The sequence below is a fragment of the Paenibacillus sp. NRS-1760 genome (assembly GCF_050467785.1).
In the GTDB taxonomy this organism is placed as follows: Bacteria; Bacillota; Bacilli; order Paenibacillales; family Paenibacillaceae; genus Pristimantibacillus.
In genome coordinates, this window is the sequence record NZ_JBITPK010000017.1 from 1 (window position 1) to 16,029 (window position 16,029).

13 protein-coding genes are annotated in these 16,029 nt (G+C 44.7%); 8 read left to right on the plus strand and 5 right to left on the minus strand.

Annotated features, from left to right (window positions below; genetic code table 11):
• Positions 1 to 34 precede the first annotated feature (34 nt).
• Together ACIFSR_RS25405 and ptsP are read left to right on the plus strand one after the other, a co-directional pair.
• A complete protein-coding gene (locus tag ACIFSR_RS25405; protein ID WP_339208798.1) occupies positions 35 to 1,921 on the plus strand; it encodes a glucose PTS transporter subunit IIA in 1,887 nt (628 codons plus the stop codon).
• The gene (gene ptsP, locus ACIFSR_RS25410; RefSeq protein ID WP_339208800.1) at positions 1,918 to 3,660 is read left to right on the plus strand and encodes a phosphoenolpyruvate--protein phosphotransferase; all 1,743 of its coding nucleotides are present in this window, start codon (positions 1,918 to 1,920) and stop codon (positions 3,658 to 3,660) included. The genes ACIFSR_RS25405 and ptsP overlap by 4 nt, the downstream gene beginning before the upstream one ends.
• Here the strand turns inward: ptsP and ACIFSR_RS25415 are convergent.
• Positions 3,657 to 4,187: a type 1 glutamine amidotransferase domain-containing protein gene (locus tag ACIFSR_RS25415; RefSeq protein ID WP_076268231.1), complete on the minus strand. Its 531-nt coding sequence runs from the start codon at positions 4,185 to 4,187 to the stop codon at positions 3,657 to 3,659. The two genes, ptsP and ACIFSR_RS25415, sit on opposite strands and share 4 nt — an antisense overlap.
• A gap of 52 nt (positions 4,188 to 4,239) precedes the next feature.
• On the opposite strand from ACIFSR_RS25415, the gene ACIFSR_RS25420 reads away from it, so the two are divergent.
• The 4 genes from ACIFSR_RS25420 (at position 4,240) to ACIFSR_RS25435 (ending at position 7,098) form a co-directional block, all read left to right on the plus strand.
• A complete protein-coding gene (locus ACIFSR_RS25420) occupies positions 4,240 to 4,677 on the plus strand; it encodes a VanZ family protein (RefSeq protein WP_430060913.1) in 438 nt (145 codons plus the stop codon).
• A 188-nt stretch (positions 4,678 to 4,865) separates the two neighbouring features.
• Complete coding sequence (locus ACIFSR_RS25425) at positions 4,866 to 5,249, plus strand: hypothetical protein (protein ID WP_305953885.1); 384 nt, start codon at positions 4,866 to 4,868, stop codon at positions 5,247 to 5,249.
• A 140-nt stretch (positions 5,250 to 5,389) separates the two neighbouring features.
• Complete coding sequence (gene ccpA, locus ACIFSR_RS25430; RefSeq protein WP_076268234.1) at positions 5,390 to 6,394, plus strand: catabolite control protein A; 1,005 nt, start codon at positions 5,390 to 5,392, stop codon at positions 6,392 to 6,394.
• 5 nt (positions 6,395 to 6,399) lie between these two features.
• Positions 6,400 to 7,098 carry a 5'-methylthioadenosine/adenosylhomocysteine nucleosidase gene (locus ACIFSR_RS25435; protein WP_076268235.1) on the plus strand — a complete coding sequence of 233 codons (699 nt, stop codon included), beginning with the start codon at positions 6,400 to 6,402 and terminating at the stop codon, positions 7,096 to 7,098.
• Positions 7,099 to 7,177: 79 nt separating this feature from the next.
• Here the strand turns inward: ACIFSR_RS25435 and ACIFSR_RS25440 are convergent, their stop codons facing one another.
• Positions 7,178 to 8,353, minus strand: a complete 1,176-nt coding sequence (locus ACIFSR_RS25440; RefSeq protein ID WP_339208804.1) for an acetoin utilization protein AcuC — start codon at positions 8,351 to 8,353, stop codon at positions 7,178 to 7,180.
• A 162-nt stretch (positions 8,354 to 8,515) separates the two neighbouring features.
• A complete protein-coding gene (locus tag ACIFSR_RS25445) occupies positions 8,516 to 9,151 on the minus strand; it encodes a GNAT family N-acetyltransferase (protein ID WP_339208805.1) in 636 nt (211 codons plus the stop codon).
• A 241-nt stretch (positions 9,152 to 9,392) separates the two neighbouring features.
• Between ACIFSR_RS25445 and acsA the strand changes: the two genes are divergently transcribed.
• On the plus strand, positions 9,393 to 11,117 hold the full coding sequence (acsA, locus tag ACIFSR_RS25450) for an acetate--CoA ligase (RefSeq protein ID WP_076268238.1): 1,725 nt from the start codon (positions 9,393 to 9,395) through the stop codon (positions 11,115 to 11,117).
• A gap of 76 nt (positions 11,118 to 11,193) precedes the next feature.
• On the opposite strand, the gene ACIFSR_RS25455 is transcribed toward acsA, so the two are convergent.
• A complete protein-coding gene (locus ACIFSR_RS25455) occupies positions 11,194 to 11,577 on the minus strand; it encodes a VOC family protein (RefSeq protein WP_430060917.1) in 384 nt (127 codons plus the stop codon).
• 224 nt (positions 11,578 to 11,801) lie between these two features.
• Here ACIFSR_RS25455 and ACIFSR_RS25460 point away from each other — a divergent pair, with 224 nt between their 5' ends.
• Positions 11,802 to 12,761, plus strand: coding sequence for an aldo/keto reductase (locus tag ACIFSR_RS25460; RefSeq protein ID WP_430060919.1), 960 nt, complete (start codon positions 11,802 to 11,804; stop codon positions 12,759 to 12,761).
• Between the two features lie 101 nt (positions 12,762 to 12,862).
• On the opposite strand, the gene ACIFSR_RS25465 is transcribed toward ACIFSR_RS25460, so the two are convergent.
• Positions 12,863 to 15,937 (minus strand): transglycosylase domain-containing protein, encoded by a 3,075-nt coding sequence (locus ACIFSR_RS25465; RefSeq protein ID WP_430060921.1) that lies wholly within the window; start codon positions 15,935 to 15,937, stop codon positions 12,863 to 12,865.
• Positions 15,938 to 16,029: the final 92 nt, after the last annotated feature.

The following is a 16,029-nucleotide window of genomic DNA, read 5'->3' on the forward strand; positions in this document are numbered from 1 at the left end:
AGTTTTGCTTCGCAAAACTTTAAGGAGGTGCAAGATGGTTTTCATTGGGAGCCTGCAGCAGCTTGGTAGAGCATTCATGCTGCCGATGATTGTTCTGCCAGGTGCGGCTATATTTTTGAGTTTAAGCAAGCTGCCATGGGATTACTTTGGCCTGCCAGGGATGGAAGGCTATTTACTAGCTGCAAGCGAAACGATTTTTACATATTTACCATATATTTTTGCGCTTGGCATCTCACTAGGCTTAACGGGTAATGCTCTTGCAGCAGGGATGGCTGCTCTTGTAGGTATGGCTATTTATAGCGGTATTACAGGGTCGGCAGAGGTGCCGATTGAACCAACCGTGCTCATTGGTACACTTATAGGAATTATTTCAGGCGTGAGCCATGAGAGGTTTAAAAGCTTAAAATTACCGGAATACATACAATTTTTTGGCGGACCGCGGTTTGTACCGTTATTTGTAAGTGTTGTTAGTTTGTTGTTCTCAATAGCTATGATCAATATTGCGCCTTATTTACAAAGCATGATGATAAATCTGGGTGAAATTGTTGAATCGGGTGGCGGCTTCGGTGTATTTTTATACGGATTTGTACACCGGATTTTGGTTGTATTCGGTTTGCATCATTTGGTCAGCCATGTATTCTGGTTTCAAATTGGCAGCTTTGAAACAGCTTCAGGACAGATGGTGTATGGCGATCTTCCGCGTTTCTTCGCTGGCGATCCTACTGCCGGCTCGTTTATGGCTGGACTTTATCCGACGATGATGTTCGCTTTGCCAGCCATCGCATTCGCCATTATTCACGAAGCGCGCGAGGATTTAAAGCCGAAAATTCGGAAAACGTTTATGTATGCAGCGCTTGCGTCATTTCTAACTGGCGTTACTGAGCCGGTTGAGTTCGCATTTTTGTTTGTTGCTCCGTATTTATACGTCGTCCATGCGATATTGTCAGGCATTATCATGTGGGTTACTTACGAGCTTGGCATTAAGCACGGATTCTCCTTCTCAGCAGGAGCCATAGATTATGTTATCAACGAGCATTTGGCAACACGAGGTTGGTTAATCATTCCGATCGGCATCGTTGTTGGCTTCGTTTATTACTTTTTGTTTCGCTGGGCGATACGAAGATTTCGGATTCCGACACCAGGTCGTGAGGAAGGCTCACAGCTTGATGAATGGGCAGGCGATATCCCTTATCGTGCACCGCTTATTTTGCAAGCCATTGGCGGTAAACAAAATATAGAAAAGATGGAGTCCTGTATTACAAGACTGCGGCTTAAAGTTTCCAACGATAAGCTGCTCGACATAAATGCGCTTCGAAATCTGGGCGCTGCAGGTGTAATCAAATTAGGCGGTGGACATGTTCAGGTCGTATTTGGCACGTATTCCGAACTTATTCGTGAAGAAATGATCAAGACCATTCATCGTGATCAAGCACAAGTTTTGTTCCATTCGCCGATGCAAGGCCGCATGATTCCTCTTGATGAGGTGCCTGATCCGATTTTTGCAGGCAAACTCGTCGGACAAGGTGTTGCATTTATACCGGAGAAAGGAGAGCTTGTATCGCCGGTTAAGGGCAAGGTGATGCATATTTATCCGACGATGCATGCGATCGGCATTCTTACTCCTGAGGGGTTGGAAGTTCTGCTTCATATAGGCATAGATACTTCGCGTCTGGCTGGCAAAGCGTATTTTAATGCGCTCGTTAAAGAAGGGGACGAAGTTACGCCAGGCATGATGCTTATAAAATTTGATTTGCAGCGTGTTCGAAAGGAGAGCAAATCTCTTGCTACTCCTATGGTCATAACAAATTCTGATCTTGTTCACTCATGGCGATTTGCACCTTTCAAAGCGGTGAAAAAGGGGCAGTCCTCGGTATTGTCTGTTGTACTTAAAGAGAGAAACGGTGGAGGGGAAACACAATGATTCAAGGAATAGGGGCGTCAGCAGGCATAGCGATTGGGAGATCGTTTGTGCTTCCGAATTGGGAATGGGAGTTACCGGAGCAAAAAATCGATGTAGCTGATTTTGCCCGCGAGTTCGAACGTGTATACGAAGGCATTCGTACCTCTAAGTCTGAAATTGAACAGATTAAAGATGATCTGCGAGATGTTGTCGGTTCAGAGGAAACACATATATTCGATGCTCATATAGCCATTTTGGACGATCCTGTCTTTATGAATGAAATCCAAGGTATTATCCAACGCCAGTACAAAGCGGCTGAAGTTGCTGTTAAGGAAGCTATTGATCATTTTGTTACGATGTTTGATCTGCTTGACGATGAGTACATGAAAGAACGGGCGCTAGATATTAAGGATGTGGGCAATCGATTGCTGAAGCATCTGCTGGGAGCGCCAGAAATTACACTGCCTTCAGATACGCAGCCATTTATATTGATTGCTAAGGAGTTGTCTCCTTCTCAGCTAGCACATATTAATCCGCAGCATGTGCTCGGCATTGTGACTCTTGCTGGCAGCAAAACTTCACATTCAGCTATTATGGCTAGAGCGCTCGGCGTACCTCTTGTTGTTGGTGTAGAGACGAGGTTAGTTGAGCCTATTCAAACAGGGCAAACGCTAGTTATTGATGGTAATGACGGCACTGTGTTTATCGATCCTGCTCAGCAAGTTATTGACTATTACACTGAGCTGCACTCCCATCAATCGGAAGCGAAAAAAAGACTGCACGGCATTGCAGGTCATCGCCCGGTAACGCCTGATGGCAAAAGGCTGGAGCTTGCAGCCAATATTAGCTCCTACAAAGAGCTGGAAATTGCGATGTCGAGCGGGGCGCATGGGGTTGGGCTGTTCCGTACGGAATTTTTGTACATGGATCGAAATCGGTTTCCAAAGGAAGAAGAACAGTTTGAGGTATATCGCAGCGTAGCCGAACGCCTTGAGGGTGAGCCGCTCGTCATCCGAACGCTGGATGTCGGCGGTGACAAGCAGCTCGATTATTTTGACCTGCCAGAGGAAGACAATCCTTTCCTAGGTTACAGAGCCATTCGGATATCGCTGGATCGTAAAGATTTGTTCAAAACGCAGCTTCGTGCTATTTTGCGGGCAAGTCATTACGGTCAAGTAAAGCTTATGTATCCGCTTATTTCATCTGTCGATGAAGTACGTGCTGCAAATGCAGTATTAAACGAAGCGAAGCTTGAGCTTGAAGCAGCGGGGTATCCCTATGATAAAGGGATGAAGATCGGAATTATGATTGAAGTTCCTGCCGCAGTTATGATCGCTGATTTACTCGCGGAAGAGGTTGATTTCTTTAGTATCGGCACGAATGACCTGGTACAGTTTACGTTAGCTGTGGATCGTATGAATGAGGAAATCGCACACTTGTATGAGCCTTACCATCCAGCACTCATTCGAATGCTGCGCATGACGGTGGAAGCGGCAAAACGAAGCGGGATTACGGTTGGCGTGTGCGGTGAGCTTGCAGGGGATCTAAGAGCGCTGCCGATATGGCTAAGCCTTGATGTAGATGAGCTGAGTATGTCTTCACATTCGATTTTGCCCATCAAGGAAAGGCTGCTCTTCACTTCACAAGAAGAAAGCCATGAGGTATTTCAGCAGCTGCATCATTGCCGTACAAGTACAGAAATATTAGAGCAGCTAACTGGTTTTATGGAGCGCTTGGACAAAAAAACAGCGAATGGTTAACCCATTCGCTGTACTAGTGCATCTACAAACGCTTTTGCATAAGGAGGAAGATCGGGCGGACGGCGTGCGGAAATGAGATTTCCATCAACAACGACGGCTTCATCGAACCATGTCGCTCCTGCATTTTCCATGTCATCTCGAATGCCTGGTGTTGAAGTGACTTTGCGTCCCTCCAATATTTTCGCCGAGATGAGTACCCAGCCTGCATGACAGATTTGGCCGATCGGTTTGTCAGCGGCATTCAGTTCTTGTACGAGCTGGAGAACTTTAGGATAACGGCGAAGCTTATCAGGTGCCCAGCCGCCTGGGACCAATAAACCGATAATGTCTTCGCTATTTACTTCATCAAATGACAAATCAGCTACTGCAGGCACGCCGTATTTTCCGATATGTGTTTTACCTTTCTCAGGTCCAGCATATAAAACGGTCGCACCAGCTTCACGCGCACGATATACGGGATACCATAGCTCCAAATCCTCAAATTCGTCGTCTAGCAAGCAGATGACGGTTTTATTTTGTAACGGCATATTTTTCCCTCCATCTAGTAAAGATCTCTATTATTGTAACGAAGGAGAAACAATGAAGCAAACGGAGAGTTATTCTAAACCATTTTCATACGTTAGGCTGCTGCGCTTTTTGCCGGCTATTGCATGGATGGCTGTTATATTTGCGCTATCTTCGAGAACAGGTGATGAGATAAATACCTTTCTCCCTTTCTTTCAAAAGTTTTTCCCCTTTATGGAAGGTTTTAATTGGGGCCATTTTGTTTCCTACTTCATACTTGCACTTACGATAGACTACGGCATTGGCAAGAGGGGCGACCGATTTTGGATGAAGGTCGTTATTGTACTTATTTGTGGTTTATATGGAATTACAGATGAATATCATCAGTCTTTTGTTGGCGGCAGAATGCCGGACGTTATGGATGTGCGGAATGATCTTATCGGAGCAGCGATTTGGACGATTGTTGCAGCTGTGCCGCCAGTAAGTAAAATGTGGAGAAAAGTTGCGCCATAACTAGCATTTAGTGTTCAGTTTTGAGTGTGATTTTAGTAGTAAAAATTACAAGGTTGTGCATGCAGGAATTTGTGCGAAAATAGTCGAATCATTTATACATTATTACTCTGAAAGCTATGGTTGTTACGATAGCTGCTACTATGAAGGAGTGGACCACTTTGCATAAGAGTTGTCATTGTGGCGACATCATGAAGATGAAACTGCGCACAGTTATTTACTCAGGGAAGGTTGAGATCGATAACGTTCCTATATATTCTTGCACAACCTGCAATCGCAGTGAAGTATTTCCGGAAGTAAAACCTGATTTATCAGGTTTAATAGCACAATTGGGGGCTCAACCAGACAAGCAGACATTCCTTTTTAATGAATGCAACGAGTGGGCTAGCATTCTGGTAGAGGCAAAGGCAGACAAACAGCAGACGGATCGCATTGGATTCGAGAGACTGGTTGAGCAGAGAATCAATAAGCTACTTGATTTGTATTTGCTTGCTCAAACGCTTAACGATGAAGCATGGATTTTGGATTTGAAAAAGAGACTTGAGCAAATAAGCCGTCGAACGTTGCTTACATAGAAGCTCAGATTATTGATTTTACAAGCCGTGCAGATGAGTGAAACATGCGTCAACATTGCGAAAAGAAATATTTTGTCGTATGATAACGTTAATATGCGTCGTGCGTAATTATAAAATCTGAGCTAATGGAGAGAAACACTGTGACGGTAACCATTTATGATGTAGCAAGAGAAGCAGGAGTATCAATGGCTACGGTTTCTCGGGTTGTGAACAATAATCCCAATGTGAAACCAGCAACACGCAAAAAAGTATATGAAGCAATAGAGCGCCTAGGATATCGTCCAAATGCCGTAGCAAGGGGCTTGGCAAGTAAGAAAACAACGACAGTGGGCGTAGTTATTCCTGATATTTCAAATGCTATTTTTGCTGAAGTAGCACGCGGAATTGAAGATATCGCAAATATGTATCATTACAATATTATTTTGTGTAATGCGGATAAGAAAAAAGACAAAGAAATCCGTGTTATCAATACACTTCTTGAGAAGCAAGTAGACGGCTTGCTATTTATGGGCGGGGCAGTGACGGAAGAGCATTTGCAAGCATTTAAGACGGCTAATGTTCCGATTGTACTTTGTGCAACTTCCGATGAGAGCGGACAAATTCCGTCTGTTGACATCAACCACGAGGATGCTGCGTTCGATGCTGTACAAAACTTGTATGAGCAAGGACATAGAAGAATTGCAATGATCAGCGGAACACTGCAAGATCCATCCATTGGTTATGCAAGATTCCAAGGCTACAAGCGTGCTCTTGAAGCAGCAGGTATCGCTTATGATGATGCTTTAGTTCGTACGGGCAACTACCGTTATGAATCAGGCGCAGAAGCGATGAAATATTTTATTGAGCTGGACGAGCGTCCGACAGCTGTGTTCTCCGCAACGGATGAAATGGCGATCGGCGCAATTCACAGCATTCAGGATTCCGGCTTAAGAGTACCGGATGATATATCTGTCATTAGTGTTGATAACAGCCGTATGGCATCCATGGTTCGTCCACAGCTTACAGCTGTAGCACAGCCAATGTATGATATTGGCGCGGTATCGATGCGTTTGCTGACAAAGCTGATGAAGAAAGAAAATGTAGATCAATCCAAAGTTGTGCTGCCGCATGAGATTATCGTGCGCCAATCGGTTGGAGGAATATAAAAGAAATGTCGTTTAATAAAATTGGAATTATTGGCGCTATGGCTGAAGAAATTGAATTGCTGCATGAGCATGTAAACGTAGTGTCTGAGGTTACTAAAGCAGGTATTACATATTATGAAGGCACACTTCATGGCAAAACGATCATTTATTGCAAATCAGGTGTAGGGAAAGTAAATGCTGCGGTTTGCACGCAAATTTTACTTGATCTCGGTGCTGATTGCGTTCTGTTTACCGGCGTTGCTGGTGCAGTTGATCCGCAGCTTAACATTGGAGATATCGTCGTTTCGACGAGTTGTGTCCAGCATGATATGGACTGTACACCACTAGGCTTTGCTCTTGGAACGATTCCTTTTCATCCAAGATCAGAATTTCCTGCAGACGAGAGATTAATTGAGCTGGCTTCTGCAGCTAGCAATCGTTTATTCTCAGGACGCAGCATACAGGGCAAAGTGCTGTCGGGCGATCAATTCATTGCCAGCCGCGAGTCGGTCAAGCTGCTTCACGAGAAGCTGCAAGGCGCATGCGCGGAGATGGAAGGCGCCTCAGTTGCTCAAGTTTGTGATATGAATAATACACCATTTGTCATTATTCGTTCGATGTCTGACAAAGCGGATGGATCGGCTCATGTGAACTTTCCAGAGTTTACGGTAATCGCCTCCAACAACTCTTATCAAATTATTGATGATATCATGCAAAATATTTAAACGAAATAAAAAGAACCAGCTCTGATGCCAACATCGGAACTGGTTCTTTTTTTTGTGTGAGCATGACGCTGTAATTGGATTACAGATCTTGAATAACGATCTGCTGCATCATCCTGTTTTTATTCGTAATTTCGATTCGTCTAGGCATAGGCTCAATATCTTCGGGATCGTCCATCCAATGCGTAGGGAGCTTGTGAGGGCTAATGGATTCCCAATGGCTCAACCAGCGATCTGGAAGCCTAGCTTCTTCACCAGCTGCAATCGCATGTGCAATAGGGTGATCAATCATTGTAAGCCATACTAAAGACCAAGCTCGTGGAACGACGCGGAAAATATCATAACCGCCGCCGCCTAACGCAATCCAGCGGCCATCGGTATAGGTATGGGCTAATTCATGTATGATAGCAGGGATTTGAGCATATATACGCATGCTGCAATGAATGTGAGAGAGCGGGTCAAAGGCATGAGCATCGCAGCCGTGCTGACTAATAATGACATCTGGTTTGAAGGCCGAAATGATTTTGCGCAACGTAATATTAAAGCTCTCCAGCCAGGATTCATCCTCTGTGTACGGTTCTAACGGCACGTTAAAGCAAGCGCCAAAACCATGATCTGTGCCTTTTTCGTGCACGTAGCCTGTACCTGGAAACAAAAATTTTCCTGTTTCATGGATCGAATAGGTGCATACGTCTGGATCGTCATAGAAGACCCACTGAACACCGTCCCCGTGATGGACATCCGTATCAATATAAAGCACTTTTGCACCATACGTTTGACGGATATGCTTAATAGCGACTGCTGCATCATTATAAACACAGAAGCCTGAGGCGCGGTCAGGGAAGGCATGATGCAATCCTCCGGCAAGATGGTAGGCATGCTTGGCTTGGCCCGTCATAACAAGCTCAGCGGCCGTCACAGAGCCTCTGACGATGGACATAGCTGCCTTGTGCATGCCAGGGAAATAAGGAGTGTCTTCTGTATGTAGTCCAAACTGCTGTGCAAGTACGCTGTTATCATTGATTTCGGCTTCACTCAATTGTTTAACAGCGTCCAAATAGTCGGTTCTATGGACGAGTGACAACAGTTCATCCTCGGAATACACTGCAGGAGGCTGGATATCCTCATCATACAAAGCATCAACTTCTTTGAGCAGATCGATCGTTAGAGCAAGCCGCAGCGGATCGAAAGGATGCTCCTCACCGAATTTATATCCGCTAGTATCCGAATGATAGATGAAAATAGAGTCAGAAGCCATTCCTATCCTCCTAAAGGTTTGCGAAGCAAACCAGCATCGTAAGCGTTACTTAGGTTTGCGAAGCAAACCAGCATCGTAAGCATAAACTTAGGTTTGCGAAGCAAACCAGCATCGTAAGCGTAACTTAGGTTTGCGAAGCAAACCAGCATCGTAAGCAAAAGCTTAATACATAAAGCGCTGCCGAAAACGTACTGTGTCAAAATGTTCTACCGAGCTTAGCGGGACCTCTGTGCCGATACGCACCATAAGACAATTCGCGGGATGGGAGCAAATTTCGGGGTCATCTGTGGCGTACCAAATCATTCCGACGGATTGCATCAATTTTTCCATCATTTTACGATAATCCCACACATTTAGCTTCGTGCCCTCAAGATCCCAATGCCAATAATACTCTGTCGTAAATACAATCATATTTTCTAATTGCTCCTCGGCGAAGGCGAGCTGAATCATTCGTTTTCCTAAGCCAAGGCCGCGATAATCATCTGCAACCTCGATGGCGCCGAGCTCGATTAAATCCGTCATTCCGCCTTCTGACCAGCGCTCAAGCTCGTCTGCATAGTGGAAGGTAACGTATCCAACGATAACCGAGCCTTCACGCGCTAAAATAATTCTTCCTTCTTCTAGGCCGGCAATTTCAACTAGCGCAACATGCTGCTCGTTTGGTCTGCGGAATGCATCCAGCGATTTGTGCATCGTCATGTTGGCTAACTGATCGGGCGGTACTGGTCCTTCCAAAATAAGTTCACGACTTGCGTCCAAAACGAGCTGCTCTCGCTGCAAACGCTTTCGATGTTCCAAGGCTGCCCCCCCTTTGCTGTTAAATTGCTGCTTAACACAATCCTCTATTACTCTTTATAACAAACATTTTACTAAATGAAAAGCGTAGTCGAATAGAAAAAGGTTATGTTATAATAAGTTTGGCGGTTTAAGATCATGGGATGCGCGAGTTGTTGTCGGCTTGTTTGCCTCAAGTTACGACTTCGTTTTGAAAGCGTATTCTTACAAAGTAGAAACACAGATTTGATGGGAGAGTGATAGTATGATCAACTTACATCAAGAACGAATTCCAGCGACTGCGCAAAATTCGAACTTACCGAATTATGAAGAAGCGATTAATTCCTTTGAATGGAGTCAAATCGAAAGTCAATTTAGCTGGTACACAACTGGAAAAGTAAATATGGCGTATGAGGCCATTGACCGTCATGTCGAGCAAGGAAAAGGCGATAAAATCGCCCTTTACTATAGCGATAGTGAACGGGATGAATCCTACACCTTCGAACAACTGAGCAAACAATCCAATCGTTTTGCAAACGTCTTGCGCAAGCTTGGCATTTCCAAAGGCGAGCGTGTCTTTATCTTTATGCCGAGAACGCCGGAGCTTTATTTTAGCGCGCTTGGTGCTTTGAAGGTCGGCGCGGTCGTTGGACCGCTATTCGAAGCCTTTATGGAGACAGCGGTAAAGGACAGACTTTTGGATAGCGAAGCTACTGCTATTATTACAACGCCTGCTCTTCTCAAAAGAATTAAGAGAGATGAGCTGCCGAATTTAAAGCACGTAATCGTATTCGGCAAAGATTTAGCGAAGGAAGAGAATATTGTTGATTTTGCAGAAGAGATGGCTGCAGCGTCCGACGAGGCTGAGATTGAATGGCTGGAGCGCGAGGATGGTCTCATTTTGCATTATACTTCCGGCTCAACCGGCAAACCAAAAGGTGTCTACCATGTACAAAATGCGATGATTCAGCATATGTATACGGGTCAAATAGTACTTGATTTGAAAGAAAACGATATATATTGGTGCACTGCAGACCCAGGCTGGGTTACTGGCACTTCTTATGGCATCTTTGCACCGTGGCTTAACGGCGCTACAAACGTCATACGAGGCGGACGCTTTAGCCCAAGCGATTGGTATAGCGTCATTCAGAAATACGGCGTTACGGTATGGTATAGCGCACCTACGGCATTCCGTATGTTAATGGGTGCAGGTGACGAAATATCACAGCAATTTGATCTTACAAGCTTGCGGCATGTTCTAAGCGTAGGCGAGCCGCTTAACCCAGAGGTCGTAAGATGGGGAATGAAGGTTTACGGCCAACGCATTCATGATACATGGTGGATGACGGAGACAGGCGGCCAATTGATTTGCAACTATCCAAGTATGGATATTAAGCCAGGATCGATGGGCAAGCCGTTGCCAGGCGTGAAAGCTGCTATTATCGATGATAGCGGCAATGAGGTGCCTCCATATCGTATGGGCAATTTAGCAATACATGTGCCTTGGCCATCCATGATGCGCAAGGTATGGAATAATCCTTCTAAGTATGAGGAATATTTTTATCTTAAAGGCTGGTATATCTCTGGAGATTCCGCCTATATGGACGAAGATGGCTACTTCTGGTTCCAAGGCCGTATCGATGATGTAATCAATACAGCAGGCGAGAGAGTAGGCCCGTTTGAGGTTGAGAGCAAGCTGGTTGAGCATCCGGCTGTAGCAGAAGCGGGCGTCATCGGCAAACCAGATCCGATGCGTGGAGAAATCATTAAAGCTTTTATTGCGCTCCGTGAAGGCTATGTGGCCTCGGATGAACTGAAGCTTGAGATTTCACAATTCGTAAAAGTAGGTTTATCCGCCCATGCGGCACCAAGAGAAATTGAGTTTAAGGATAAGCTTCCCAAAACACGAAGCGGCAAAATTATGCGTCGTGTGCTGAAAGCGTGGGAGCTGAACCTGCCAACGGGCGATTTGTCCACAATTGAAGACTAACCAAAATATAAAAAAGAGGATGGCTCCTGATCAGATCAGGGGCCATCCTCTTTTTCGTGCTTTATTCGAGCAATTATTAACGCTGAAATAACTCGATTCGCTCACCGTCAGGTCCGCTTACAAAAAAGTATTGGTATCCGTTCGGCAGTACAGTGATGCCCTCATCGATAAAGGTCACTTCAAGCTGCTTTAAACGTTCAAATTCCGCATGGACATCAGTTACTGTCACTGCAAAATGATGCACCTTGCCTTCACTTGGAAGGTTGTCATTATAGCCTTGAATTAATTCTAATTCGGTTTCGTCGGAACCGCCAAAGCCAAGAAAGGCAAGCTCAATAATTCCATTCGTATGAGGCGTTCTTCCTTTAAGCTCAAAGCCAATAATTTCAGTATAAAAAGAAATAGAAGCATCAATATTTTTTACCATAACGCCAACATGATCAATACGTCTTTTAGTCATTGTTTTTATTTCCTTCCTAATCGGGAATATGGAATTTTATCGCAATAATGAATGCTTTTTATCATAAGGAGATGGAAAACAGTTGTCAAGTCATAATTGTCGAGTCGTAGTTAAGCAGCTGGTTCATTTTGAAAAAAATGGGTTGACTTTCATGCAGACACATTTATAATTATGATAGTTCCAAGTAATCGGGTAGGAATAATTAAGTAAAGGAGGTTCGCTTGTTGGATAAGAGAAAATTAGGCAATAGCGAGCTTTATCCATCCGTTATCGGGTTCGGAGCTTGGGCTGCTGGGAAAGCAGGCTGGGGAGAAGTCGATGATAACGAGATTGAGGCTGTCATTCGTCGTGCGTATGAACAGGGGATCACCTTCTATGACACCGCTCCATCCTATGGGCTGGGACATTCCGAGAAAGTGCTTGGTAAAGTGCTGCAGCCCGTAAGGGAGCATGTCATTATCGCAACAAAAGCTGGCCTCATCTGGAACGATCAAGGGCAGTTTAGTATAAATGTATCCAAAGCAAATATAATTCGTGAGGTAGAGGAGAGCCTGCGGCGATTAAATACGGACTATATTGATTTGTATCAAGTACATTTTCCCGATCCCAGCGGCAAAACACCGATTGAAGAAACGTTTGAAACGTTAAATCAACTCGTAGTTGAAGGAAAAATACGGAATATCGGCGTTTCAAACTTTAACGTCCAGCAATTAGTTGCAGCACAATCCGTTAGCAATATTGTATCTTTGCAGCTGCCCTATAATTTGTTCCAGCGCGATGTTGAACATGCAGCGTTACCCTATGCGAAGCAGCAAAAAATCGGTTTTATTCCTTATAGTCCGCTAGCCCAGGGATTGTTGACGGGGAAATTTAATTATTTGACAAGGCTGCCCAAAACGGATGTTCGCGCACAGCTTAATCCTTTATTTTCGGATAAACAATTTATTAAAAACATTGTCATCGTCGAAACCTTTACTGGGATTGCTAGAGCCATCGAGAAACCGTTAAGCCAGGTAGCTATCAACTGGTTATTGTATAAGCAGGAAATATCGAGCGTGATCGCTGGTGCGAAGACGGTTAAGCAGCTGGAGGAAAATACGGCTGCAACCAAATGGCGTCTATCCAGAGAAGATTATGAGCAAATAAGCCGTTTGTTTGAAACGGATTCATCTTATGTCATTTAATAATAAATAGAATGCTGCTCTTATATTCATTTTCTAAATAGTAAATTCCCAAAAGAAAAGGCAGCAGCCTCGTGAGAGGCTGCTGCCTTTTTCGTTTACCTCTAGCTGATCGTTTGCTTGGAGGATGGTGATGACTCGCCTTTCGCGTTTTCAGAGGTTATATAGAAGGAACCTGTGATAAGCGGCGCAACATACTCAAAGCTTGTTTCCAAGGTTGATCCGATCTTGGAATATTGACCATCGTTGTTTGCACTGTAGTAAATATTATATTGCGTCACTTGGTCTGACACACTGTTAGCCGCCCAAGTTAATCGTACGCTTAGATCTGTTTTCGCAGCCTGCAAGCCAGTTGGTGTGGAAGGTGCTGTTGTTGTGCCAGAACCATTTCCACTTCCATTTCCGCTTGAGTTGTCTCCACCTGTTGTCGGCGGAGGGGTACTCGGTGTGCTGCCATATTGTACTATTTGACTAGGTGCTGACTCTTTGCCGACTACATCAACCGCTGTTACGTAATAAGTGTAGTTTTGAGCATTGGATGCATAAACCTTCATACGTTTGTCTGCACCGACAACAATGGATTCCCCTTGCTTCTCATAAGGCCCTTGATTAACCGAACGGTACACGCGGTAACCAACGACATCAGCAGCAGTACTATCATTAAATGTCAATATAAGCACGCCATCCGACGATTGCAGCTTAACGCTTGCCGGAGGCGGTGGAGCTGCTCCATCATCAACGCGAGGGTCTGGTTTAGACGGCGCGTTGTTTTCTGCATCAGCTGGAAGGTAAATATCAAGTGGACGACGACTGCTAGCCGGAAGTTTCTGCTGTGCTGCCTTAATTTCATCCATAAGAACATCCAGTGGTTTTTTACGTTTAATAACGATTTGTTCCTTAATCATATCGCTAGGAGTAGCTGGGTTCGGAACATAGTTAACGCCATTGAAGGAAATATAAGCCATCTTCACGAGCGCGTCATCTGTTTTCTTAGGTATATCCTTCTTGTTAAACCAGTCAGTAACAAGCATGCCTGCTTGTTTCGTTAATTGACTTGGAAGCAAGCCGCTAGCGCTTGACACCGTAGCTTTGACAATGCCGGATGGACGTTCAAATTCTTTGGTTACAAAAACTCCCGGCTTCTTCTCAGCCATCTTATTCATAATGAGTGCCCAGATGGAACGAGCACGTGTTTTGCCGACTTCGGATAGGGAGTTGACCTGTTCCTCATAACCGGCCCACACGCCTAGCGTGATATCTGGCGAGAAGCCCATAAACCACACGTCACCGTAGCTTTGTGTAGAGCCTGTTTTACCGGCAATAGGAATTTCACCGTACTTATCGAATTGTGATTTCAATTTGTTAGCAGAACCGCTCTTGCTTGAAATAACAGTCGACAGCATATCTGTCATCAAGAAGGCACTCTGCTCCGAGAACACTCGTTTTGGTTCCTGCTTGTGTTCATATACAATTTTTCCGTTTGCATCTGTAATTTTTTGAATCATATAAGCATCATTGAAAACGCCTTTGTTCGGAATCGAGCCGTATGCATTCGTAAGCTCTTCAACCGATACGCCGATGCTTAGACCGCCAATTACACCGGTTTGTGCATAAGCATCTTGCGGCTGCAGCGTTGTAATGCCTAGCTTTTTAACGAACTCCCACGCATTTTCAATTTTGACTTCCTCATTGAAAATTTTCAGAGCAGGCAAGTTCAAGGAACGGTTTAATGCCTCACGCGCCGTTACTAGACCCGCGAACTTACGGTTTACGTTCATTGGGATATGGAAACCCTTCTGGCCATCTTTCAGGACAATTGGAGCATCGTCAATTATGCTCGCGGGCTGAATGATACCCATTTCAATAGCTGGAAGGTAAGCCGCCAATGTTTTCATCGTTGAGCCTGGCTGCCTTGTCATCTGAGTGGCATAGTTTAATTGCTCCTCATAGAAGTCTCGGCCTTCAAGCATTCCCACAATAGCGCCAGTTTTGTGATCGAGCATGATCGCAGCAATCTGCTCCAGCCCTTTTTTCTCGCTATATGGCGTGAAATTCTCATCATTGGTGCCAATCTCACGCATGAGCTGGTAGACATCCTTGTCGATGGTTGTATAGACATGGTAGCCGCCGCGCAGCAAATGATCGCGAGCTTCCTCAATAAGCGGAGCATTTTCTTTTTTGCGAAGGTCTGCTTTTGTTAAAGTAGAATCCTGCGCCATGAGCATAATTTCCGCTGCTTGACGTTCTGCTTCAAGCATGAGATAAGGATAGGTTGTATAGGCTTTTTCTTTTGGCTTAGCCAGCGTTTTCCTAATATCGAATTTGGACGCTTCGTCGTACTCTTGCTGAGTAATCCGCCCAGTCTCGAACATCCGCTTCAACACTGTTTTTTGACGTCCAAGCGCGAGTTCAAAGCCCGCCTCATTGAATTGACCTTTACCTGTGAACGCTGTATAGGCAGAAGGCCTTTGCGGTAGACCTGCCAAATAGGCAGACTGCGCGATATTCAGCTGGTTTAGATCCGAAATATCAAATATCCCTTTGGCAGCTGCTTTAATGCCGAACAAATTGTAGCCGCTGGAACCATTTCCGAACGGAACCTTATTCAAATAAGCAGCTAAAATTTCTTCTTTCGTTAAATAACGTTCCATGCGCAGCGATAAAAATATTTCTTTAATTTTACGGCTATCTGTTTTGTCTAAACTTAGAAATACACGTCGCGCAAGCTGCTGAGTAAGCGTACTTCCGCCCGTTTGCGTATCTTCATTTAGAAGCTTTTGCTTTACTGCACGTCCAAGGCCGTTAATGTCTACGCCGTGATGCTCCAAAAAGTTATTGTCCTCAATGCCAAGTACGGCAGTAATAACCTGCGGCGGTAAATCATCATATGTAATAATCATTCGGTCCTCTGACGTTCTTAGCTGTCCGACAAGTGAATCATCATTGAAGTAAACAAATCCAGTGATGGCATTTTCGCCGATCTTCTCTAAAATAACGGATCGAGGTCTTACGCTTTCGTCTTTCACAAGCGCGGCCACATAACCAGTTACTGCTCCACCGGCAAGCAATCCGATGAAGATTCCGAAATATACCATCCATTTAGCTGTTATAAAAGTTACGATTCCAAATGTACGCCATTTGCTTCTTTTGTTTGGCGCAGGTTGACGATCTTCTTGCATTTCTATGACTCCTCCTCCAAATAGCACACCTATTATAACATAAATCGCTAAAGTAACGCATTCTTTCCTTGCATTGACTTCACAGCACTGCT

Excerpts from the sequence above, each read along its gene's own strand:
- ACIFSR_RS25405 (WP_339208798.1), top strand. The coding sequence starts at position 35 with ATGGTTTTCATTGGGAGCCTGCAGCAGCTTGGTAGAGCATTCATGCTG.
- ptsP (WP_339208800.1), top strand. The coding sequence starts at position 1,918 with ATGATTCAAGGAATAGGGGCGTCAGCAGGCATAGCGATTGGGAGATCG.
- ACIFSR_RS25415 (WP_076268231.1), bottom strand. The coding sequence starts at position 4,187 with ATGCCGTTACAAAATAAAACCGTCATCTGCTTGCTAGACGACGAATTT.
- ACIFSR_RS25420 (WP_430060913.1), top strand. The coding sequence starts at position 4,240 with ATGAAGCAAACGGAGAGTTATTCTAAACCATTTTCATACGTTAGGCTG.
- ACIFSR_RS25425 (WP_305953885.1), top strand. The coding sequence starts at position 4,866 with ATGAAGATGAAACTGCGCACAGTTATTTACTCAGGGAAGGTTGAGATC.
- ACIFSR_RS25435 (WP_076268235.1), top strand. The coding sequence starts at position 6,400 with ATGTCGTTTAATAAAATTGGAATTATTGGCGCTATGGCTGAAGAAATT.
- ACIFSR_RS25440 (WP_339208804.1), bottom strand. The coding sequence starts at position 8,353 with ATGGCTTCTGACTCTATTTTCATCTATCATTCGGATACTAGCGGATAT.
- acsA (WP_076268238.1), top strand. The coding sequence starts at position 9,393 with ATGATCAACTTACATCAAGAACGAATTCCAGCGACTGCGCAAAATTCG.
- ACIFSR_RS25455 (WP_430060917.1), bottom strand. The coding sequence starts at position 11,577 with ATGACTAAAAGACGTATTGATCATGTTGGCGTTATGGTAAAAAATATT.
- ACIFSR_RS25465 (WP_430060921.1), bottom strand. The coding sequence starts at position 15,937 with ATGCAAGAAGATCGTCAACCTGCGCCAAACAAAAGAAGCAAATGGCGT.